This is a genomic window from Chromobacterium sp. Beijing, from assembly GCF_021496765.1.
In the GTDB taxonomy this organism is placed as follows: Bacteria; Pseudomonadota; Gammaproteobacteria; order Burkholderiales; family Chromobacteriaceae; genus Chromobacterium.
The window spans coordinates 2,171,965-2,194,540 of the sequence record NZ_CP053750.1 but is presented as its reverse complement, the minus strand read 5'-3'; the positions used below and the strand labels follow the sequence as shown (position 1 = coordinate 2,194,540).

At 58.8% G+C, this 22,576-nt stretch carries 19 protein-coding genes and 1 pseudogene; 4 read left to right on the top strand and 16 right to left on the bottom strand.

The features are described 5' to 3' along the window. Positions 1-47: 47 nt before the first annotated feature. The 4 genes and pseudogenes from HQN78_RS10155 to HQN78_RS10145 all read right to left on the bottom strand — a co-directional run bounded on the left by HQN78_RS10155 (position 48) and on the right by HQN78_RS10145 (position 7,439). Positions 48-3,128: a hypothetical protein gene (locus tag HQN78_RS10155; RefSeq protein ID WP_235089353.1), complete on the bottom strand. Its 3,081-nt coding sequence runs from the start codon at positions 3,126-3,128 to the stop codon at positions 48-50. A gap of 2,902 nt (positions 3,129-6,030) precedes the next feature. After that, positions 6,031-6,504 (bottom strand): hypothetical protein, encoded by a 474-nt coding sequence (locus tag HQN78_RS10150; RefSeq protein WP_235089352.1) that lies wholly within the window; start codon positions 6,502-6,504, stop codon positions 6,031-6,033. Positions 6,505-6,602: 98 nt separating this feature from the next. Then, positions 6,603-6,806: pseudogene (locus tag HQN78_RS25820) on the bottom strand (metallophosphoesterase); the annotation flags it as partial. Positions 6,807-6,869: 63 nt separating this feature from the next. After that, positions 6,870-7,439, bottom strand: a complete 570-nt coding sequence (locus tag HQN78_RS10145) for a hypothetical protein (RefSeq protein ID WP_235089351.1) — start codon at positions 7,437-7,439, stop codon at positions 6,870-6,872. Positions 7,440-7,562: 123 nt separating this feature from the next. Here HQN78_RS10145 and HQN78_RS10140 point away from each other — a divergent pair, with 123 nt between their 5' ends. Further along, positions 7,563-7,823, top strand: a complete 261-nt coding sequence (locus tag HQN78_RS10140; protein WP_235089348.1) for a helix-turn-helix domain-containing protein — start codon at positions 7,563-7,565, stop codon at positions 7,821-7,823. Between the two features lie 34 nt (positions 7,824-7,857). Here HQN78_RS10140 and HQN78_RS10135 read toward each other — a convergent pair whose 3' ends face one another. The 9 genes from HQN78_RS10135 to HQN78_RS10095 form a co-directional block, all read right to left on the bottom strand. Continuing rightward, entirely contained in the window at positions 7,858-8,142 is a 285-nt protein-coding gene (locus tag HQN78_RS10135; RefSeq protein ID WP_235089346.1) for a hypothetical protein, read from the bottom strand. Positions 8,143-8,244: 102 nt separating this feature from the next. Continuing rightward, positions 8,245-8,592 carry a hypothetical protein gene (locus HQN78_RS10130; protein WP_235089344.1) on the bottom strand — a complete coding sequence of 116 codons (348 nt, stop codon included), beginning with the start codon at positions 8,590-8,592 and terminating at the stop codon, positions 8,245-8,247. Positions 8,593-8,727: 135 nt separating this feature from the next. Continuing rightward, positions 8,728-9,333, bottom strand: a complete 606-nt coding sequence (locus HQN78_RS10125; protein ID WP_235089342.1) for a hypothetical protein — start codon at positions 9,331-9,333, stop codon at positions 8,728-8,730. A 2-nt stretch (positions 9,334-9,335) separates the two neighbouring features. Next, positions 9,336-10,754, bottom strand: a complete 1,419-nt coding sequence (locus tag HQN78_RS10120; protein WP_235089339.1) for a hypothetical protein — start codon at positions 10,752-10,754, stop codon at positions 9,336-9,338. Continuing rightward, a complete protein-coding gene (locus HQN78_RS10115; protein WP_235089337.1) occupies positions 10,751-12,355 on the bottom strand; it encodes a tyrosine-type recombinase/integrase in 1,605 nt (534 codons plus the stop codon). Before HQN78_RS10115 ends, HQN78_RS10120 begins: the two co-directional genes overlap by 4 nt. After that, positions 12,352-13,488: a tyrosine-type recombinase/integrase gene (locus tag HQN78_RS10110; protein ID WP_235089335.1), complete on the bottom strand. Its 1,137-nt coding sequence runs from the start codon at positions 13,486-13,488 to the stop codon at positions 12,352-12,354. The genes HQN78_RS10115 and HQN78_RS10110 overlap by 4 nt, the downstream gene beginning before the upstream one ends. Before the next feature lie 207 nt (positions 13,489-13,695). Beyond that, positions 13,696-13,899 carry a hypothetical protein gene (locus HQN78_RS10105; RefSeq protein ID WP_235089333.1) on the bottom strand — a complete coding sequence of 68 codons (204 nt, stop codon included), beginning with the start codon at positions 13,897-13,899 and terminating at the stop codon, positions 13,696-13,698. Beyond that, positions 13,881-14,168, bottom strand: a complete 288-nt coding sequence (locus HQN78_RS10100) for a single-stranded DNA-binding protein (protein ID WP_235089331.1) — start codon at positions 14,166-14,168, stop codon at positions 13,881-13,883. Before HQN78_RS10100 ends, HQN78_RS10105 begins: the two co-directional genes overlap by 19 nt. 47 nt (positions 14,169-14,215) lie before the next feature. Then, positions 14,216-15,577, bottom strand: coding sequence for an MFS transporter (locus HQN78_RS10095; protein ID WP_235089327.1), 1,362 nt, complete (start codon positions 15,575-15,577; stop codon positions 14,216-14,218). A gap of 177 nt (positions 15,578-15,754) precedes the next feature. Here HQN78_RS10095 and uvrA point away from each other — a divergent pair, with 177 nt between their 5' ends. Together uvrA and HQN78_RS10085 are read left to right on the top strand one after the other, a co-directional pair. Continuing rightward, complete coding sequence (gene uvrA, locus HQN78_RS10090; RefSeq protein WP_227103974.1) at positions 15,755-18,586, top strand: excinuclease ABC subunit UvrA; 2,832 nt, start codon at positions 15,755-15,757, stop codon at positions 18,584-18,586. A gap of 142 nt (positions 18,587-18,728) precedes the next feature. Continuing rightward, entirely contained in the window at positions 18,729-19,175 is a 447-nt protein-coding gene (locus tag HQN78_RS10085; RefSeq protein WP_235089321.1) for a VOC family protein, read from the top strand. A gap of 55 nt (positions 19,176-19,230) precedes the next feature. On the opposite strand, the gene HQN78_RS10080 is transcribed toward HQN78_RS10085, so the two are convergent. Beyond that, the gene (locus tag HQN78_RS10080) at positions 19,231-20,577 is read right to left on the bottom strand and encodes an HD-GYP domain-containing protein (RefSeq protein WP_235089320.1); all 1,347 of its coding nucleotides are present in this window, start codon (positions 20,575-20,577) and stop codon (positions 19,231-19,233) included. 175 nt (positions 20,578-20,752) lie between these two features. Beyond that, complete coding sequence (locus HQN78_RS10075; protein WP_235089319.1) at positions 20,753-21,532, bottom strand: HAD-IIB family hydrolase; 780 nt, start codon at positions 21,530-21,532, stop codon at positions 20,753-20,755. A gap of 183 nt (positions 21,533-21,715) precedes the next feature. Here HQN78_RS10075 and HQN78_RS10070 point away from each other — a divergent pair, with 183 nt between their 5' ends. Continuing rightward, entirely contained in the window at positions 21,716-22,225 is a 510-nt protein-coding gene (locus tag HQN78_RS10070) for a GNAT family N-acetyltransferase (RefSeq protein WP_235089317.1), read from the top strand. An 83-nt stretch (positions 22,226-22,308) separates the two neighbouring features. Here HQN78_RS10070 and HQN78_RS10065 read toward each other — a convergent pair whose 3' ends face one another. Next, positions 22,309-22,563 carry a hypothetical protein gene (locus HQN78_RS10065; protein ID WP_235089316.1) on the bottom strand — a complete coding sequence of 85 codons (255 nt, stop codon included), beginning with the start codon at positions 22,561-22,563 and terminating at the stop codon, positions 22,309-22,311. Positions 22,564-22,576 lie beyond the last annotated feature (13 nt).

The window sequence follows — 22,576 nt, the reverse complement described above, 5'->3', positions numbered from 1 at the left end:
TGTGTCTCGCCCAATCGACCAGCGTCCTGTAACGGGCACCCAATCCTTCATGACCTTAGCGTCCACCAAGCCAAGTAACGGTGCCAGCAGATTGCTATCTTCGCGGACGGAGCCTCTCTCACCACTCTCCGGCATGGGCATGTCCGCTTCCTTGGTAAGGTCGAGCGGAAACGGATCAGTAAGATCGGCAAGCCAGAGACCGTCGTCTCGTGACAGCGTGTATTCCCTGAGGAACGCGATCCAGGCATCGCCGTTCCTGTCCTCACCAACAACCTCCCGTGTGGCCAGCAGGTCACCGGCAACAAGCATGAGTGCATGCCAGCCGAGATACCCCCATATGGGTCTCGATTGGGAACGTATCCCGACGACCAAGATTCGTCATGGCTGCTGCGTGAACAATCGTGCATCGATCGAACGTTTGTGTCCCACCGACGCACCCATGTGCCGATGCGGTCCTCCACCTCCCAGCCAGGACAGCCAAAGACACGGCACAAGTGCTCGACCTGATATTTGTTGAAGTCATAGTCGAGGTGAAAACAATCCTCTGGTCGTGGCGAGACGTCGGGCCTGGGGGCGTAGCGGAGCTCGCGATAGTCGCTTCGGGGAGCATATGGATAAGGCGACTGGTTTGCCGAGGCAAGCTTGGCGATTGCAACTTTGCGCTGTTCGGTTGCCAGAGACTGCGCAATCTCGCGAAGTATGTCTATCGCGAACGCACGCATGACGACGTGCGGAAACTCGGTAGAAAAGGCGATACGCTCGAAGAACGTGCGATGGTGGGCTAATACGGGAGCGGCGTCCTTCGCTACGCGAGCAAGGGCTATTAACAGCCAGAGCTGCGCATGCATGACGTAGAAAGGCAGCTTTGCATCGCTGAAAGGCAAGCTCCAGGCAGACTCAAAGCGCTCGATCAGTTTTTCAAGCACATCGACATCGAAGCGTCCGGCCGTCGCCAAGTGCCTTACCGCGTGTGCAGCGCGCCAGCGCATCGCTGCAACGGGATGGCCAAGCCTAGCCCACACAAATCCCGCTACGAATGCCGCCTCGTCGGCCGGAACCGCAAACCGAGCATCCCATGGCCCGTCTCCAACTTCGGATGGCAGCTTTTCGGCTGTATTCTCCAGAAACCGTTCGAGTCCCTCGGCGATTGCACCGGCACTGACGTCCGACGCTAGCTTCGCGGCAAGCGCAAGCCAGGCATTACCGCCAAGGCTATCCGCAGTGCTCCGGAGCGCGGCAACTACGTGCTCGACAAGAGTTGCGCGATCGGCATGAAAATATTGCTCCAAACCTCGCCAGCCGCTCCATGCATCGGTGCTTGAACTGGCGAGCTCGGCAGCGTGCTTGGTCGCCAAGCGTAGTCCCAAGTCCGGCAGAGCATCGCGCATAGCCGCCGACGACTTACCCCACTCTTCCACGTAATCGTCCAGCGCGAGGATTTTGTCGGCAAGCGTGGCAGCCGTTGCTTCAACGACCGCGCGGACGAATCCAAGGCGCTCGGCGGGAGAGTTTGTCTTCTTGGCCAGATCGATCAGAGTCCGAACTGGCCAGCGTCGTCCCGACTGGTCAATCTCCTCGTAGAGTATCTGGCGGTCGATGTTGTCTGGGTCCGTGAGGTCCACCGGGAAGACGATCGGTGGCTCTGTCGCGGTCGACGGGGAGATGATCATCTCTGATTTGGATTTGGGTCCACGGCGAGCGAGCAGGCCCTCGATTCGTGTTCGAGCACGGGAAGCGGCAGGAAGATTGTGCTCAGCGAGGTCATGTAGCCCTTCGATCGTCTCCCTTGCGGGAGACAGTTGATCGTCGCGGTCAATCTCGACGAGGAGTAGATCGAAGAACCATTCCCGTAGCTCTTGAGGCAGGTGGCCAATGACCTCTGATGCGAAGTCCGAGATATGCCAGGTCCAAGTTTCGATTGGAGCAGCCATGCCAAACAGGGCGGCGGCGGCTTCAACTGAAAGCTTCGAACCACGAACGAGGACAGTTAATGTTGGGCCGAGTGACAGTCCGAGCCGAGCCGCGTCACGATCGTCTAGCCGCGCCAGTATTGCCAACGTCGCCCGACCAGCAGTCGGCACCATCGTTTGGGCATATTCGGTCCAGGGGAATTTGCCGTCCTCGTTCTGATTCAATTCGAGGATGCGCGCTAGGGTGTGCGCCGCTGCCGGCGAAAGCTCGGGGCCAGAATAGTGGCCCGTCAGCTCGAGCAAGTGGTTGGTACGATCGAAATCATCTGATCCAATTGCCTCCGTAAGGTCGAGTGCACGGCGGAAATAGGCCGCTGCCTCTTCAGTGCCGACTCGCCAGACTGCGCGAGCGAGTTCACCGTAGGACGAGACCCTAGTCCCGACATTGGTATCGAGCTGAATCTTGCGCTCGACATGGCCGGCAAGGAGGAGCGCAGCATCGTGACATTCGAGGATGCGTGACAGTCGACTGACCGTATGGGTAAGTTCCGGCGTGAATAGGCCCGGAGCACTCGCAGCCCACTCGACCATGCGCTTCGCAAGCGTCGCATTGAGCGCACCTAACGCGTCGGCGAGATCAAATATCACTCGGAAACTGGTTCGTGCGAGATACGCTTTCCCGTCGCGATACGGATAGTTGGATGACTGCTCGACATCGCGAACAAGTCGGTCAAAGGCCATGGTCACCAACTCGCTTCGCGTCTTTCCACGCGGCGGGCGAATGATGTCGGCGACATCCTGCGCGTAGTTCAGCAGCGGTAAGATCCGACTGCTAAGCGTACGCGAATAGTTCGATCGCTCTTCCTCATTGAGGCCATCGCGCCTCTTTCGGCGGTGCCGAGTTCCATCGAACTTCGGAGCCGCCAGCTTCTGGTTAAGTACCCGGACGAAGGTCGCGTCACCTCGCGACCGTGCACCTGCGGGCACCAACTCGATAAATTCGGCCGGCGCCATGTCGATCAAGGTGGCATGCTTCCGGCTCAAGGCAGCTCGAACACCGGCGGCCAGCACGGTTACGTGGATCGTGCGATCGATCGGATGGTGACTTGAATAGTCATAGATGGTCGGCGATTTAAGTGCAGCTCCGGCGAGGATGGCTGCTGCCTCCCTCTCCAAGCCAAGCTCAATCGCCAGCGCCGCTGCCAGCACGCTGGCCATTGCCAAGCCTTCACTCTTGTCTTTGGCAGGAGGCGCGGCCGCAAGCGCCTGTACAAGCCTCCTAGCACGGGATGGGTCGCGACCGACGAATGGGAGAGCGGCGGCGTACAGTGCTCGAGATTGCTGCCGGCAACGCAACAACCGTGTTGCGACGCGTGTTTTCGGTGGGTGTGGCGAATGTTGGTGTCGATCCAGAAGATCGAATAAGTCCTGAAACTTGGCGAAGGCCGCGCCATCGACTCGACGGGCGAAAAACTCGGCAACGCGCACGTCATTGCCCACCAGCATCTCGACATAGGCAAAGCCAATATCGTCCCATTGCCCTGAAGTGGTCGAATTGTTAGAACGCGCGGTACGTTTGGTCTGCGCTGCCCAATTGTGCCAATCGATCGATCGCCGAGCGTGGCGACGGGCCTCGTCTCGGTCGCCTGCGAAGATGTTCGCAAGCGCAAGAGCGGCGTGTTTCCCCCAGGCCAACCAACGTCGGTCGCGGAAAGCCGTCGTAAGGCTTCGGGGTCACCCGCCACGGCGGTGAGATCAGGATGCTCGTATAGGAAGCGGTCGGATCGCTCATGTCCCGCAGCAACGAGCGACGCTTCCAGTAGCAGGCGCAGAAGATCGTCGCGCCGGTTAAGCTCTCCCGCCAGTGCTATTGCGGCAGTAATTCGCGATAGACGGATGTCGCGTGCGCTTACTTGTGAAGCACCTCGGGGAACACGCAGATCGTAGGCCAGTTGGATGAGCTGATCGGCATCGCGTAGCGAGGTGAGCAACGTTGGCAGTGCCCGGGCGGCATAGTTTGAAGTGAGCTGGCGTTCTTGGAGAGCGGCGATAACGCGATCTCGATCGGCTTGGCCCGCGCCGTAGTTCGATCGGATCAAGGTCTCGGTCGGTTCATCGCGGAACATCAGGCCATGTGGCGTTCGCTCAAGTAAGGGGGCAAGGTCGGCCGCAAAGCTTTCAACCTGCTCCGCGATCAGGCCGTGTGCCGCTGCAAGCTCTTCAATGGGAACTGGGGGCGCCAGCAAGGCAATGCCCGTGAGCAGGAGATCGATGTCCGCGTCGCTTGCACCGCGAGCGCGTGCAGTTTCGCGCGCTTCATTGAGACGCTTGCGAAGCAGCACGTCGAGCAGATCTTGCGGCTCTCCCAGGGCGTCAGGAAAAGTCACGGGATCAAACGGCCGCCCGGTCGTGATCAGGTTGTCGAGACAGCGTGGGTTGCGACCTGAGCGTGTCAGCAGAGCGGCAATCTCGTCGGCCGAAGCATCCGGCACGCGCCGCCCGACGAGGGCACGTACTTCGGTGTCAGTGAACAACGGAACGGTGAAAGGACGATGCGAGGTATCGCCGGTTGCCAGTGCGAGCCGTTCAGTTCGGCACGATGCGATGATGCGGACACCATTGATCGGATCGACGCTGATGCTGCGCATGAGAAGGTGTGCGAATGATGATGTCGCAGTTTCCTGCGCGGCAAGCCCGGCGTGGTCGATCGCGTCCAGCACCAGTGAAACACATGCATCGCTGCGAGTTCGCCGCGCCGTCTCTACCGATTGCGCGAGCCGTCGGCGGAACGCCCTCAGCAAGCCCGTTACGTCCGCCACTGGCAACAGAATGTCGCACAGGCCTTGCCCGGCCATGAGATTGGCAAGGTGGACAAGCGTCCTTTCCGGAAGGTGCCGACCGTCGGCAGGATCCCGCCAGCGACCGGCACCGAAGCCATCGAAGAGCACCACGGGGCCATCGGCTCGCAATCGGTCGGCGAGCCCTTGCATCAAGACAGTCTTGCCCATCCCGCCTGCAGCATGGACGACGAGAGGAAGACCAGCTTCGCGGGCGAGGATTGCAATGTCGTCAAGAACGTCGCGCTGAATGACTACCTCAACCTCGGGGAACGCATCGGGCGTGGGATACAGACGGTCCTCGTGCTCCACCTCCAGTTCAGCCAAAACCGCTACCCGATCAACTCGTTTGTCCGTCTCGCTACCGGGACCGGCCTTGATCCTGATGAGATTCCGCAACTTGAGCAGGCGTTTCTCCGCATCCGGATCGCCTGGTTCGCTCCATGCGGCGAGCATTGTTGAAATCGCACGCTCAGCCTCGGTCAAGCTTCCCTTGCTGCCGACCAATTCCAATCGCTGCAGCAGGTCAGCAAAGGGATGGGGGTACTCTTTCAGGGCTTGTTCGATCTGGCCTGCTTGGCGGGCTACATCACCGGTTTCTTGCGTGCCTGCAACAACCGCTGAGATCGCCTTCCCTAAGTTCTCGTGGATGGGCCTGTTCGTGGCAAACTCATACCGGACTACGGCGATAACATGGTCATCGCCATGCGTCGCCCGAAGCTCGGCATCGGTCGCGGCAAACTTGGCGAGAGTTGATGCCAAGTCAGCAGCCCGAACTGCCGTTTCGGCACTCGCGATCGAGTATTTGAATTGAACGACTGTGACTCGATGCGCCCGGGCAACATCGGTGGCGCCGTGGTACCGGACAAGATCAGCAATCTCGACCGCGCCGGTTCCCAAGCCCTGTTCGTCTCGTTCATCGAAACCCTCGAGCGTGATAGCGGTAAGGTCGGTCGACGGCGGCAGGAGTTCAAGAGCGGTGCGCGCAGCCCAAGCTTCATGAAAAGCATGGCCCGCCTTTGATGCTCGAACTTTGTCGATTTCTATCGGCGCTATGCTGGTATCGTCGTCACTCATGATCGGTCTGATTCATGTGGCTTGATTGGTGCAACCATTGTAAATGGTTGTCCTCAATACGCCATATAGCTCAGCAATTCGCCCGACGTGTCCTGAGGCTGCAAAGCCAGAAATCATTGTTGCTAGCTACACATCTTTCGATTTGTTGAGTTCGACATTTCCCCATAAACATTCACCTTTCGCTGATGACCGCGTATCCCAAGCGTTCAGAGGGTGATGGTTAGTCCTGGCGCGAACGATGTGTTTTCTGGAGGTCGGTCAGCAACTACGTAGCCACGTGGGTTGCAGACAACCCGGCACTTCCCGAGCTGATAATCGAAGCTGTCGTGGGTATGCCCATGGATCCACACGTCGGCGAGCTCAACCAACGGATCGAGCCGGCTGGCGAAGGCAGGGGAGAGTTGGTCGGTCTGGAATCTGGGGGCGACGCTGAGGGTGGAAGGTAGGTGATGTGTGATCACAACTCGCTTCTTCTCACTTGGCTCATACAAGCGGCTGGCGAGCCAAGCCTTGGCTTCAGCGTGTAGCAATGCCGTATCACTGGGCCGGAAGCGGCGGAAGTTGCTGTGTTCCTCAAAACGAATGGTCCCCGTGAAATCCGCCAGGCGAGTCGCCGCAAAGGATTCCGCGATGCGTACCTCTTCTGGCGTGTCACCGTTGAGGGCGAAATCGGTCCACAAGATGGCCCCAGGAACTCGAGATCGCCGATGACAAGGCTCTCTTTGTCGAGGAGATGAACGTTCGGCGTCTTGGCAGCTGCGGCCCTAAGATCACGCAGGACGCGGCTGTATTCCCCGCGATAGAACTCATGGTTGCCGGGTACATAGATCACCGGTAGGCCGGCGCATTGAGCCAGAATCCACGGAAAGGCACGCGTTCCCAGATGGATGTCGCCGGCGAGGATAACGATATCGATGCCAGAGACATCCAGGTTCAGTGTCGAGAACTCCAGGTGCAGATCGCTGACCACCAAAGCTTTCATGGCTATGCCTTATTTTGGAGGAGCAGGCCTATCTTACCCCGCTTTTCGCTTGGGTATGGACGTCTAGGCCCGTTGGAGGCTCCATTGGGCGATCTGCTGGACATGTTGGTTGATCGGTACCGCGTAGTTACTGTGTATCGATCTATTAATGAGCATGAGCACGATCGCGCCGGCGCCAAGCGTGGCAAAGACAAACAGATTAGCTAGCCCCTGTGCTGCGGCACTGTTGGCTCTCGCCAGTCGCCGGAGCACATCGCGTTGGTTTAGCGCGACCCATCTCTCTGCAGCGTGATTGACAAGAGCAATGTAGTAAACCGTGTTCTTCTCGAGATGCTGACTGTGTACGCCAATCAGTGTGATCGCTTGGCCGGCCCGGACCGAAAACGCGCTGTCGTCGGGCAGTGCAATCACCCGCTCCTTACCATTTTCCAGTCGGATCCAACATTCTCGCTTGAGAACGTTGTGGCTCTGGACGCTAGAAACCTGCCCATAGCCGTTGCGGGTCGAGCTGATATGGGTCTCTGACCACGTTTTATCCTCCAGTGCGGTGCCGCGCAACACGATGAACTGAAGGGTTTTACCTTTAAGGCGAAGGGTGGACAGGTGCTCTGGGAGGTTGTTTTCGATACTCATGGTACGCCCTGAAGAAACCACTATCATTGATGACGAAGTCTTATATGAGTGATTTTGCCCAATATATTGTGAAGACTCCAGCATAGCGAAACAGGACGCTTGGCTCTCCTACAGGAGAACTAAGTGGAACCGGAAGTTGCGTTTGGAAGGGCGTTGAGAAAACTGCGAAAAAACAGACACATGTCGCAAGAAGTGCTGGCTTTCGAAGCCGGAGTGGAGCGCAACTACATCTCGCTCCTGGAACTGGGAAGAAACAGCGCCAGTGTCAAAGTGATCTTCAAACTGGCCGGAGCGCTTGGGCTGCGCCCAAACCAGCTGATCGAAGCCGCAGAGAATGAAATGCCTCTGTCGAACGGTGACTTGCAGCAGGGCCCGCAGCCGTAGGCAGGTGGGCCGAGTTTCCTTTTCTATCGTTTCATCACAGTAGGGGGATACGTACTATAGCGGCTGCAACTAAGGCCTCGATTTTGCTGGCCATATTGCTGGGAGCCACATAGTCGACCGCTAGGGCGCCGTGTTTCTCTTTGATATCTAGCCAATAGAACGCCGGTCGATCCGCCACGGGAATTGTCTCCTCAATCGACATGCACAGCTCTTCCACGACGGGGAGCCATTGCGTCGGTACGCAATTGTCGATTTTTCGGCCTCTCTGGAATTGCCATGAGTAGCGGGCCATAATCGTATCTCTGATCGTAATGGGCATTATCCTGAATCCTGTAATGTCGAAGCCTATATCTCTAGTAGTTTGGTACGCCAATCTGTTGGTGGCTTGGCTCCTGATATATAGCATTTTTTTGCACATTCATCATTTGCGCTTCTGATTGTTCTGCCGCTGATCGGTTTGCTGGCGGAAGGGGGCAATGATCGGTTGTTCTAATTGCTCATGTGTTATGCCGTACCGGATTGCATTAGCTACATGGCGAATCAGTAATTCATCATAGTGACGCAAAGTTTCCCTAAGTTCCGCATTTTCTTTCTTTAGTCGTTCTACTGTTTGTGCCAGAACGACCTCATGCGGAGGTCGTACAATAGGCTTTTTGCCAGTGTTCCGCTGAGCGCGGTGAGCGACTTTCTGATCATCATAAGCTTGTTTAATCACACTGTGCGCTTGCAGCGCTTGGCGAGTCCAGCGATGGCGCAGTTCCTGTTCCACTAGGGTTACGACATCGTTCCATGTTGGAGGAGCCGATTGAGGCCAGGCCTTGATGAGGGCAGCAACATGCTTGATCTGGTTTTCGGTCAAGAGTCGGCGGTGTGGCTTTGGTTTGCGTGTTCTTGGTGGCACTATCTAGCCCTTCAGTTCAGATTCTCGAGCAATCTTTTTTCCAAGATGGACCAAGGTGCCATCGGCGATGTCGGGGTCGTCATGCAGGCTCAGAACGGCTTCTAGGCGGACCAAGGTACGTTGCTGGTGGTCCAGCCAATTGTCGACGCCATAGGACTCTGCTTTTTTTTCTTCTTGCGCTAACTGCAACAACATTTCCGTATCCTGCTTGAGCTCTGCGGCTCGTTCACGATGTTCCGGATTCCCTTTCTCAATCAAGTGATCTTCGCAAGTATTACATGCAGCATGTTTTGGGCATGGGAGCGCTGACCAGTCATGTAGACAGATGCCGAAATCGGTCATGTGGGCGGTTGTCGTTAGTGAGTCAATGAATTCCTTACGCCGTTGTGGATTTTTGATGCGTATCGCCGTGTCAGCGATCACGCCTTGAACTGCGCCTTTTTGTAATTTGCTATGAATGCTGGCAGCTAATTGCACGCCGGTCATATGGTTATATGCTGCGTTCTGGCTGATGTCTTTTCGGCCCATCCAGCGAGCAATTTCCAACTGAGAGAGACCGCCTTCGTTGGCAAGGGTATTTAGCCAATGGCGAAATTGGTGTGAGGTCACTTTCAGGGGGAGCCTTGCTCGTCGGTGTAATTAAGCCGCGCGAAAATCGAATATCCCATTGTACGGCCGATCACGTAATCGCTTATCTGGCCATCCGTAAGTAATGTGGCAGTGCCATTCAAGGTTCCACGATGTGCCCCAATAAAGTTTACCCCGATCACGAACAGGCATTCGTGCAGTCGGTAATGAGCTTGCCCTTGCGGAAAAATATTATCTAATACGGAAAGCGAGGTGAGGTGCGACTCCAGATCACTTTTTCTCAATGCATCAATAAGTCGGTTTTTACCAGGTTTTTTGTGGAATGGCAGCCCACTGCTTCTTGCGAAGGTTTTGGCGCTAACTCTGTTTTTCAGGCCCACCGCTATGGCTATTTCTTCCATGTTCAACAGTGCATCGGCAGGTAACGCATGCCACGGTTCCGGTAGCAAAGTCCGATCAGGGTGATCCGCCATAAATCGGGCGATTTCCCTGAATGGTTGGGTGATGCTCTGGATATCGTTTAGAGCGCGCTTGGCCACATCCTGCATGACGGTCGGTAACCACTTGGTCTGGGTCTCGGTATGTCCGCCTTTTTCCGGGATGTAGCGAATGCCGAATCGTGTGGTCGGCCGCCCATGGCGATCGAGCAACGGTTGCCCTGATTCGCTTAGCTGCTCTTCCGCACGCCAACAATCATGGGGCAATGTCAGCAACTCATTGATACGGAACCCGCCACATACCAATAAATCGATGGCGCGCTGCCGGAGCAGGTCATGATCTTCAAGGTCTGTTCGATTTGCGATCTCAGCCAGAGCTTGCATAACCGCGTCAGACGGTAACTTTCGCATGCGGTGTTCGGTAAATGCGTGGCCGACCCGACTGTGAAAGGTGCCACCTGCATCATTGTTGCGGGGTACGGAGTTCTGCCATTCGATGCGAATTGGGACCAAACGCTGCTGATCGATAACTTCCGCGATTTCTGCGAGTTTGCAGCCAATCCGATAGGCAGATGAATGCTGTTCCTTGCGGAGGCAAAGATTAATCGCATTGTCAAAATCTGCATGGATGAAGGCGATGGGCGTATCCGCGCGATCCTGAAGGACGGAGAAGAGATAGCGAAGCGCACGAATCGCCACCATGTGGTCGAGCGTGGCAAGTCCATTTTCACGACGACTTTCGCGATGACATACAAAGGCTTTGACGAACGAAGCAAATGGTTCTGGAAAAGGCAGCACATTGCTGAGGGTCGTTTTCTTCGTGAAGTTTGCATTGAACCAGAGCCGTTCCACTTTGCGGCCGCTAGAGGCACGAGCTTTATTCGGGACTTCCCAACATACCGCCTCCCACTGTATGGGGCCAAATGGAATGGCAGAACGGGCGGCTTCGATAAATTTAGCCAAATTGGCTTGGGCGGCCTTGTGCGCGGCTGTTTGGAATGTCATGGCATGTCCCCTGTGTTGTGACGAATTGTTTGACAGAGGTGAATCACTTCATTAACCGCGCGTAGGGTAGTGTCGTGAATTTGCGTCATTTTGGGGTCAACGCCGCGCGCTAGGTGCTTTTCTCGCTCGCTGACCAACCAATCCAATACATCTTGATGTGGTGCATCTAGCCAAGGCTGAAATTTAAAACAGGTGTAGCAGGCAATGGGAGCGGCTAGTTCGCAAAAACCAAAACTGCTACAGGTGCCTACGGTTTTCAGCTGATGCTGTTCTCGATTCAGAAATTTGATACGACTTGCCGGGTCATCTCCACGTTTCGCTTGGTTTTCATCTGGCACCACCATGCCCATAAAGGCTTGCGCTATGGGCGTCAGTGGTAGCGTCAATACGCTGTCGAGACGTACCACGGCGTCAGAGCGGGTGTTGAAATAGACCATGACGTGTTGCAGGTCTGTGTGATCCAGGGCTTCGGCCAGTTCCATTGGTGAGGCCCCTTCTTGGACCAGACGGGTGGCAAAGGTGTAGCGCAGCCGGCGCGGGGACAGACGTAGTGGTTCACCATCTGCCGATTTCAACCCAAGCTTATCCACTACATGTGCTAGAACTATGTTGAACCAGAAGGATGGCTGGCGATACGCTTCCGCTGCAAATTCGGTGTCGAGCAATTCGGCGTACGGTTTCTTGCGCCGAAACATTGGCTGGGTGAAACGAGTGGGGTTGTGATCCAGTAATGCTAAGCGTCGCTGGCGTGCGTTCTGCTGCTTCAGTTTTTCTAATAGCTGGCCGATACCTGGTGGCAGGGCACGGGTTTTGAAATCCGTCCGCTCTTGTTGCTGGCGTTTCTTGATACGTGGAATTCGTAGTTCGTAGACTTCGCTCCCATCGATAAGTCGCGTCTTGATCAGATCTTCTTCGTTAAGCAGTAGCATGTTTCTGGTGTTGGTACCATAAGTTATAAATAACCAAGCAGCCGCCAGTACTTCGATCGAGAGCGTATGGCTTTCTTCCGCCTGACGCAGCCGAGCCGTCAGTACATCAAATTGGATTTTGTGTAGGGGGCCTTCGTTAGGGTCGTTGCGCAACACTGCTGCGCCTTTTATGTTTCCACCGATAATCCGGTTTTCCAATACAGTTGCGACTTCTTCGTTAAACCCTTCAAGCTCGGCATCAGTGCACCACAAATACCAGTTCCGGTAGGTTTGGAGATGGCTTCGAACGGTGTTCGGCGATACCTTTTTAAGTAAACAATTACGTATGGCTTCATAAAAACTCATATCAATTTTAATGGCATTGCTGATGTCAAAATTAGCTTCGATAGCGGTACCAAAAATGGTTTTTAGACTCTTGAATTTTCCGAAAATAGTATCGTCGCTTAACTGTCGAAGGCAGTTGCGAAAGTAAGCTAAAGTCGCTTGTAATGTAGTGCCTGGTCGCAGAGGTATTAACTCCCAATTTAGTGTGCGCCTAGCACTTATTCTCCACTTTTTGCCTGAAGTATCAACGGTACTCCCAGACCAAGTCAGCACCTTTGTGTTAAATGCTGGCTCGATTGATCGCGCACCAAAATCTATACTTGTTTGTAATTTGGACACACTGCTCATTTGGATGCTCCTTTCGCGTGGAGCCGCAGGATTTTTTTATTAGTAGAGTTGCGAATTGCACGCTTGGCATAACGCAACGGCATGCTGGAATTGTCACTCCAGCCCATCGCATATTTCTGGTCGCGCAGGCTGATATTGCTGTCCCAGCCTTCTTCCTCGGCAGCATCGACCCAACGGTCATTCCAGTCGTGGCGCAGGATGTGGTGACACAGGCCTCCCAAAGTGGGATGGCGTCGCCGCAAGGTTTCGATGATTTTGCGGAAGCCGCGAATACTGAGTGGTTCGCCGCGGTAATTGACAAAAAGATAGGGGTGCTTTGCTGCAGCGGGATAACGTGCTTTGTTGCCCCGATGTTCCTTGCTCAACCACACATCGAGCACATCCCGCAAGTGATCCCCTATCGCAAGGAGCCGACCATAGGTTTTAGTTGCCGCAGGCGTCGCACGCGGGTCGTCCCGGTCGTCGTGCCGGCGGTGGATGGTGAGAGTGGCAGGGGATTCGCTGAAGTCGACGTCAAATGTCTTTAGTCCCAGTACTTCGCCGCCACGCGGGCCAAGCTGAAACTCCAGCAACAGCATCACGTAATTGCGAAATTGCAGCTCTGGACGAAATGGATTTTCTGGGCTACCAGGCTGAATTACTCGAAGAAATAATGTCCGTTGTTCGGGCAAGAGGCCCAGCCGTTCACTCTGAACTAGCACTCGACGCGGGGCGATACTGCGAGTGATCTTTAGGAAACTTTGCAAGGCGCCATACGCTGCATCACGACGGGCATCATCCACAATGCGGGCAATGATCGGTTCAGCAACCCAGCAGAAATAGTCTATGGCGACGGTATAGCGCAGCAAGGCAAAGGAGGGGGTGACCACCGCTTGCTTACTTGCTGCATGAGACTGGCGGCAGTAGTCGGAAAGACCCACCAGTTCCTCTTGAGTCAGAAATTGGCGTTTGGAGGCACGCTCTTCTAGTTCAATGCCATGTTCAGCTAAAAACTGGTAAAAGAGCGCCAAGGCCATGAGCCGTTGGCAAATGGTATTAGCGGCCAGTCCACGCGAGCGAAATCGGGTGATTGCATAGCGGGCTGCTAAAGGGATTGGCAGTCCTAAAGGACTGCCGGCAACCAGCAGAGGCATGAGCTCACCGGAAGCGAGACGTACGTTTCGGATTGAATAATCAGTCATATCTCACCAAGCAGAAGGTGGGATAACTTTACAGCCCGAAATGTGGTTCCGGTGATACGACTTTTTGGCGTAAATAAAAAGGCTGGAAGAAAGAGGGCTAACCGATTGATTAACCTCTTGTTTTCCAGCCGTACTTAACACTTAGTTAAGTGGTTCCTCTCAGAACGGAATGTCGTCGTCCATGTCGTCCAGTTGCTTGGGCGCCGGGCGCTGCTCCTGGCGGCGCGGCGCGGGCGGGGCTTCCTGGCGCGGGGCCGGGGCGTTGTAGCCGTAACCATCGTCCATGCCGCCGCCGCTCATGCCGCCGCCGGAACCGCCCATTTCATTGCGGCCGCCCTGCAGGCTCAGTTCATTGACGCGCACGTCCGGGACAGGCGTTTATTGCCTTCTTTGTCCTGCCATTCGCGCAGGGTCAGTTGGCCGTAAACGGTTACTTGCTGGCCTTTGGCCAGGTAGTTCTTCAGCGACTCACCGCGCTTGCCCCATACCTGGCAGCTGAACCAGTTGGTGCTCTTGCGCTCGCCAAAGCCGATGTCGCTGGCTACGCGGAACGACAGTACCGGCTCACCGCTGGGGGTGTAGCGCAGTTCGGCGTCGGCGGCCAGACGGCCGTCAAAGGTGATGCTGTTCATCAGATGTCTCCGAATAAAAATCTAAATATTTGGCCTGTCGCCGCAGCTCAGAACGTGGCTCCGATCAGGCGCTGCACCGTCGCCTCGTCCCACTGCCGCTGCGATACCTTCAGGTAGGCCACGCGGTCTTCCAACACGACCACGGCTTCATGCACGCCGGTCACGCCGGCCAATTGGCGGGACAGATCGCCGGCGTCGCCACGCCAGTCCTCGCCGATGTGATACATCACCGAGCGCACCGGCTTGGGCGGCCGCATGGCCAGCGACCACAGCAGCCAGGTGAGCATCAGCAGGCTGGTGAAGCCGAACACGCCGGCCGGACCGTAGCGGGTGTACAGCCAGCCGCCGACGGCCGCGCCCAGGAACAGGCCAAGGGATTGGGCGGTATTATACACGCCAATCGCGGTTCCCTTGGCATCCGCCGGGGCGATCTTGGAAATCAAGGACGGCAGCGTGGCTTCAAGAATATTGAAGGCGATGAAATACAGGCCCAGCCAGGCCACGATCTGCCAGAAGCTGTCCAGCGCCATCGCCATGCCCAGTTGGGCGGCGGCCATCAGCGCGATGGCGCCGACGAACACCTGCTTGAGCCTGGCCTTTTTCTCGCCGTAGATGATGGCCGGCACCATCAGCAGGAAACCGATCACCGTCACCGGCAGATACACCTGCCAGTGCTGGGTCTTGTCCAGGTGCGCGGTCTTGATCAGCGCGAAGGGGATGGTGACGAACATCGCCATCTGCGCCGCGTGCAAGGCGAAGATGCCGTAATTGAGCTGCAGCAGCTGCGGGTCTTTCAGCACCGCCGGCAGCCGTTTGGCGTTGGCCTCGGTGTCGGAGTGGAAGCGGGAGCTGACCGGGTCCGGGATGATCAGCCAGACGCCGATCAGCGCCGCCAGCGACAGCACGCCGGTGAGCGCGAAAATGCCGTTGACCCCGATGTATTTGGCCAAGAGCGGCCCCAGCACCAGGCTGGCGGCGAAGGTGGTGCCGATGGACATGCCTATCATCGCCATCGCCTTGGTGCGGTTTTCCTCGCGGGTCAGGTCCGCCAGCAGCGCGGTGATGGCGGCGGAAATGGCGCCGGCGCCCTGGATGACCCGGCCCACGGTCAGGGTGGCGATGTCGTGCGCGCCGGCGGCGACGAAGCTGCCCAGCGCGAACAGCAGCAAGCCGCCGTAAATCACCTTCTTGCGGCCTATCTTGTCGGAGAGCATGCCCAGCGGCAGTTGCAGCAGGGCCTGGGTCAGGCCGTAACTGCCCAGCGCGATGCCGATCAGCGTGTGATTGTTCGCGCCTTCCAGGGTTTGGGCGTACAGGGCGAATACCGGCAGGATCAGGAACATGCCCAGCATGCGCAGGGCGTAGATGCCGGCGAGGCCAAGGCTGGCCCGGAGTTCTGTTGCGTTCATTCTTGTGTGCGTCGTTTGTGTTGCTGGCGGGCTGCGGCCTGCGGGCCGCGCCCCATGGTTCTAGTAACGGTCCGGCGCCGTTCCGGATGACGCCGCGCGTTAAAGACTGGTGGAGTCAGACTTGCCAAGTCAGGTATATTAACAGGTTCCCTGACCGACGGTGAGTTACGCTCCAATATGGACAGCATTCGCATTCGCGGCGCACGCACGCACAATCTGAAGAACATCAACCTGGATTTGCCCCGCCACCAATTGATCGTGATTACCGGCCTGTCCGGCTCCGGCAAATCCTCGCTGGCCTTCGACACCCTGTACGCGGAAGGGCAGCGCCGTTACGTGGAAAGCTTGTCCGCCTATGCGCGCCAGTTCCTGCAATTGATGGAAAAGCCGGACGTGGACCTGATCGAAGGCCTGTCGCCGGCGATCTCCATCGAACAGAAGGCCACCAGCCACAACCCGCGCTCCACCGTGGGCACCGTCACAGAAATCCACGACTACCTGCGTCTGCTGTACGCGCGCGTCGGCGAGCCGCACTGCCCGGAGCACGGCGTGCCGCTGTCCTCGCAAACCGTCAGCCAGATGGTGGACCATGTGCTGGCCTTGCCGGAGGAAAGCCGGGTGATGATCCTGGCCCCGGTCATCGTCGGCCGAAAGGGGGAGAATCTGGACTTGTTCGAAGACCTGCGCGCCCAGGGCTTCGTGCGGGTGCGGGTGGACGGCGAAGTGTTTGAACTCGACGCCGTGCCCAAGCTGGACAAGAACAAGAAGCACACCATAGAAGTGGTGATAGACCGCCTGAAAGTGCGCGAGGACATGAAACAGCGGCTGGCGGAAAGCTTTGAAACCGCGCTGCGCCACGCCGAGGGCCGCGCCATCGCCGTGGAAATGGACAGCGCCAAGGAACACTGGTTTTCCGCCAAGTTCGCCTGCCCGGTGTGCTCCTACAGCCTGCCGGAGCTGGAGCCGCGGCTGTTCTCCTTCAACAACCCCATGGGCGCCTGCCCCAAGTGCGACGGCCTGGGCGAAATCACCTTCTTCGATCCGCGCCGGGTGGTGGCGCATCCGGAACTGAGCCTGGCCGCTGGCGCGATCAAGGGCTGGGACAAGCGCAACCAGTTCTATTTCCAGATGCTGATGGCGCTGGGCGAGCATTACGGTTTTTCCGTGGCCGAACTCGCCTTTGAAGACCTGCCGGAAAAAGTGCGCAACGTGGTGCTGCACGGCTCTGGCCGCGACAGCATCGAGTTCAGCTATATGTCGGAGAAGGGCACCAAATTCAGCCGCGCGCATCCGTTTGAGGGCATCATCCCCAATCTGGAGCGCCGCTACCGCGAAACCGACTCCTCCGCGGTGCGCGAGGAACTGGCCAAGTACCAGAACAACCAGCCCTGCCCGCACTGTCAGGGCTCGCGGCTGCGCCTGGAGGCGCGCCATGTCTTCGTCGGCGACAAGACGCTGTACGAGATCAACCAGATGCCGCTGAAGGACACCGCCGGCTTTTTCGCCCAACTGGCTTTCAGCGGCCAGAAACAGGCGGTGGCGGAGAAAATCGTCAAGGAAATCAGCGAGCGGGTGTCCTTCCTCAATAATGTGGGCCTGGACTACTTGAACCTGTCCCGTTCCGCGGACACCCTGTCCGGCGGCGAGGCGCAGCGCATCCGTCTGGCCAGCCAGATCGGCTCCGGCTTGACCGGGGTGATGTACGTGCTGGACGAGCCGTCCATCGGCCTGCATCAGCGCGACAACGACCGCCTGCTGGCCACCTTGATGCGGCTGCGCGATCTGGGCAATAGCGTGATCGTGGTCGAGCACGACGAAGACGCCATCCGCGCCGCGGACTACCTGGTGGACATGGGGCCGGGCGCCGGCGAGCACGGCGGCGAAGTGTTGGTGGCCGGCACCCCGGCGGAAGTGGCCGCCTGCGCCCACTCCGTCACCGGCGATTACTTGTCCGGCCGCCGCCGCATCGCGCTGGGCGGCGAGCGCCGCGAGGTGGATCCGGAGCGCATGCTGCGCCTGATCGGCGCCAGCGGCAACAACCTCAAGGACGTCACCCTGGACCTGCCCTTGGGCATGCTGGTGTGCATTACCGGCGTGTCCGGCTCCGGCAAGTCCACATTGATCAACGACACCCTGTACAAGATCACCGCGCGCGAACTCAACGGCGCCAGCGAAGAACCGGCGGCCTACCAGGACATCCAGGGCCTGAAGCAGCTGGACAAGGTGATCAACGTAGACCAGAGCCCGATCGGCCGCACCCCGCGCTCCAACCCGGCCACCTACACCGGCTTGTTCACCCCCATTCGCGAACTGTTCGCCGGCGTGCCGCTGTCGCGCGAGCGCGGCTACGGGCCGGGTCGCTTCTCCTTCAACGTCAAGGGCGGCCGCTGCGAGGCCTGCCAGGGCGACGGCGTGATCAAGGTGGAAATGCACTTCCTGCCGGATGTCTACGTGCCTTGCGACGTATGCCACGGCAAGCGCTACAACCGCGAAACTCTGGAAGTGCAATACAAGGGCAAGAGTATTCACGAAGTGCTGGAAATGACGGTGGAGCAGGCGTTGGACTTCTTCAGCGTGGTGCCCACCGTGGCGCGCAAGCTGAAAACGCTGATGGACGTGGGCCTGGGCTATATCCGCCTGGGGCAGAGCGCCACCACCCTGTCCGGCGGCGAGGCCCAGCGCGTCAAGCTGGGGCTGGAATTGTCCAAGCGCGACACCGGCCGCACCCTGTACATCCTGGACGAGCCCACCACCGGCCTGCATTTCCATGACATCGACCTGCTGTTGCAAGTGCTGCACCGCCTGCGCGAAAGCGGCAACACCGTCGTGGTGATCGAGCATAATCTGGACGTGGTCAAAACCGCAGACTGGCTGATAGATTTGGGGCCGGAAGGCGGCGCCGGCGGCGGTCAGATCATCGCCACCGGCACGCCGGAACAAGTGGCGGCCAATCCGGTCAGCCATACCGGGCGCTATTTGCAGCCTTTGTTGCAGCGCGAGCAAGGCTGATGGCAATCAAGTACAATGCGCGGATAGACAGCTTGCTGTTATAAAGAAATACCGGCGGCGGCAAGGGGCGAACAGCGTCGCCAGCCCAGCTGGACGGCGCGTCGCCCAAGGGCCATCGCATCAAAAACAATATGAGGAAGTCATGCTGACTTTAGGCAAGATCGATCACATCCACATTCGTGTGACTGACGTGCCCAAGGCCCTGAAATGGTATCAGCGCGTGCTGGCCATGGCCCCGGACCCGCGCTACAAGCATATGCGCGAAGGCCCGCACGGAGCGGTGATGTTGGCCAACGCCAACGGCGCGGTGCGCCTGGCGGTGAGCGAAGACAAGAGCGGGGAGGCCAATCACCAGGGCGACATCGCCTTTGTGGTGAGCGGCCAGGATTTTCTGGAGTGGATAGACCAGTTGGCCGGCGAGCGCGTCACCAATCGCGACGGCCAGACCATCGCCCGGGACTCCGTGCGCGATCATCGCTTTTTCTGCTCGCTGTCCTTTGTCGATCCCTTCGGCAATCCGTTCGAGATCGTCAGCTACGATCACACCTGGCTGGTGGGCAAGCTCAAGCTGAACGAACAACTGGAGTGACAACCGTCATCCGAAACTAAAACCGCCGGTCTTGCGCCGGCGGTTTTTTATGCGCTCAAGACAGCGCGCCCTCCTGGCGCAGCACCTGTTCCAGCGCGGCGAAGCAGGCGGGGTCGATGGCGCTGCCCAGGTGCCGACGCATGATGTCCAGCGTTTGCGGCGCGGGGGTGGCCGGGTGGTAGGGGCGTTCCGCGTTGATGGCGTCGAAGATGTCCGCGGCGGTGATGATGCGGGTTTCCAGCGCGATGGCGTCGCCGGACAGGCCGCGGGGGTAGCCGCCGCCGTCCGGGCGCTCGTGGTGGGCGCCGGCCACCCAGGCCAGTTCGGCGAAGTGTTCGATGCGGCCCAGGATGGCTTCGGTGTAAGCGGCATGGCGTTTGACCGCCTCCCATTCGTCCGCCTCCAGCTTGCCGGGCTTGTCCAGTATGGTGTTGCTGACGCCCAGCTTGCCCACGTCGTGCAGGAGCGCGCCGCGTTTCAGCCAGCGTCGCCGTTCCTGGCCCAGCTCCAGTTCCGCGGCGATCTGGTCGGCGTAATGGCCCACTCTTTGGCTGTGGCCGGCGGTGAACGGGCTTTTGGAATCCACCACCTGGCCGAAACCCTCAGCAATCTCGTCCAGATAGTCCTCGTCCAGCGGCACCGCGTATTGGGCCGGCTCCAGCCTCAGCACCGCCTGGTCGATGTCGTCGGCCTCCAGCTGCCGCCAGAAGTCCGACCGGGCGCCTACGCGGCGGAAGGCGGCCACCAGTTCCGGATCGAACCAGCCGCCGGCGCGTCGCAGCGCCTGCTCCAGCGCCGCCTGGCGGCCGTGGGTGATGTGGAACACGTCTATCACCTGGGCCAGCAGCGCGATGCGCGAATTCAGCGGAATGGCGTCGCCGCGCAGCCCCAGCGGCCGGCCGGAGCCGTCCCAGTGTTCGTCCAGCGATTGAATGCCGCGCGCCACGTTTTCATTGAAACGCAGCTGGCGGGCGATGTCGGCGCCGCGGTGGCAGCGGGTGTTGATCAGTTCGTCCGCCATCGTCCTGCCGTGGCGCAGCACTTTGAGAACGGAAGCCGCGCGCCGCGCCCAGCCCTCGCTGTGGGTGCCGGTGTTCTTGAACACAAAGCCCAGCAGCTGCGGCAGGCCGGCGCCCACTTGCTTGAAGTCTTGTTTGAAGCTGCGGTCGTCGGTCTGGTAGAGCTCGCAAATGCGCGCCGCGTTGCTGCTGCAGCCCAGGTCCTTGAGCAGGATGGCGTAGTACAAATCCCATAGCCGTTGCGGCGGCAGTCCTATGCATTGGCCGATATGCATGCCTATCCAGCAGCTGCGGATGCAATGGCCTTCGGGCTGGCCTTCGGTGATGTCCAGCGCGTAGCTCAGCGAGCTGATCAGTTCGGACAGCTTTAGGGTGGCGGCCATGGGCGCTCCACGGAATTGAGGCGGGTAGGGAGACGGCGGGAACCTGCTTGGCTCCGCTCACGCCATCTTGCAGAGAGCCAGAGACAAGGCGCGCAAACGCAGGCCGTGCATCAACGGCGAGTCGGCCTCTTTGTGAGCGGCCCCATCTTCTTTATCCTCGGCGGAGCGCGCTTTTTCAATCCCGCCGCGCCGGCGCGCGTTCGCGGCTCAGCCGCGCGATGGCGTCCACCAGCCGCGCTTCAATGTCCTGGTCCAGCGGCAAGCGTTCGCTGGCCAGTTCCGCCAGCCGCGGATGGGCGCCCACCTGCACCGAGTGGCCGGCGTCCAGGAACATGCTGACATCGTTGCTATCGTTGCCGAAGCAGATCAGCTCCTCGGCGGCGATGCCGCATTGGCGCAGCGCGGCCATCTTGCTGACGCCGGCGGCGGTGATGTCGAAGATCTGTTCGTCGGAATGGTGGTGCAGCTCCACGCCGGCGTGGGCGTCCAGTTCCCGGCGCAGGCCGGGGACGTCGGTGCAGGCGGTGATCAGCAGCTTGGCCGGCTGGCGGATGTCTTCGGCGCCGACATGGCTGGCCAGTTTGCCGGGGTCCACCTTGTTGAGGAAGGGGTGGCTGGCGTCGCCGTTGTAGTGGTAGTTCCAGCTCAGGTCCACCAGATAGGACGCGGCGAAGCGTTGCGCCAGTTGGGTGACGTCGGCGAACACCGGGTCCGGGATGGGATTCAGCCGGTGCAACTGGCCTTGCCGATGGCTCATCGCGCCGTTGGCGCCGATGATCAGCACGTCGTGGAAGCGAGCATCCAGCAAGGGCAGAATGTCGCGGTAGGGGCGGGCGGAAGCAAAGCCCAACTGGTGGCCGTGCCGGCGCAGGCTGTCCAGCGCGTCCTGGATGGCCGGGCTGATGGTCCTGCCGTTGAAGCAAATGGTGCCGTCGATATCAAAGATGAAGTGCATGGGGTCTCGCTGCGGGAAGGTGGCGGCGGCTGGTTTTTAGCGCCGTTTTATGATGTTTGTATTCTAACTGTCTTGGCAACTCGGGTGAAGCCGCCGCGCTGAATCGAATGCCTCCGGACTTGTCGGCGAGCGGTATCGCCCACATTTTCCTTTTATGACTGTTCAACCTGGAGAGTGCCGCGCATGAGCCAAAACATTTGCCTGGATCCGTTGACCGCCGCCGATTTTCCCGCCTTGGCCAAGCTGGCCGACGAGATCTGGCATCAGCATTTCATCAGCATGATCAGCCGCGAGCAGATCGAATACATGCTGGCCGGCCGCTATGTCCCGGAGAAGCTGTCCGCCTATCTGGACGCGCCGGATCGCTGGTTTGGGCTATTGAAGCTGGATGGCCGGGCGGTGGGCTATTGCAGTTACGCGCTGACGGCGACGCCGGGCGAGATGAAGCTGGAGCAGCTGTATTTATTGGCGGAGATGCGCGGCCGCGGCCTGGGTGCTTATATGCTGGACGCGGTGGAGCGGGCGGCGCGGCAGCGCGGCTGCCATACCCTGGTCTTGACGGTGAACAAGCACAACGCCGGCGCCATCGCGGTGTACAAGCAGCGTGGTTTTACCTTGCGGGAGCAGGCGGTGTTCGACATCGGCAACGGCTTTGTGATGGACGACGATGTGATGGAGATGCGGCTGGCTTGAAGGCCGCTGCGTAGTCTTCAAGAGTGGCCAACTGAAGGGCGCAAGGCGGAATGCCTTGCGCCTTTTCCGTTCAGCGGCCGGATTCAGAACCTTAGGGTTCTGTCACGGGTCTCCTCCTGCCACATCGCCTCCAGATAGCTGTGGTACTCGTCGGCAATCCAGCCGGCGGCGTGACACAGGCCCTTCAGCTGTACCAGATCCGGGCGTGGCAGCGCGATCTGCTGGCGCATGCTGACCAGCAGCGGGCGCAACAGATTCAGCGCTTCCAGGCCGTTGGCCAGCGCGTCCGCGGTTTCGAGTTTGGTGATGGAAGGCGTGGGGATTGGATGTTTATCCATGATGAACTCCTGA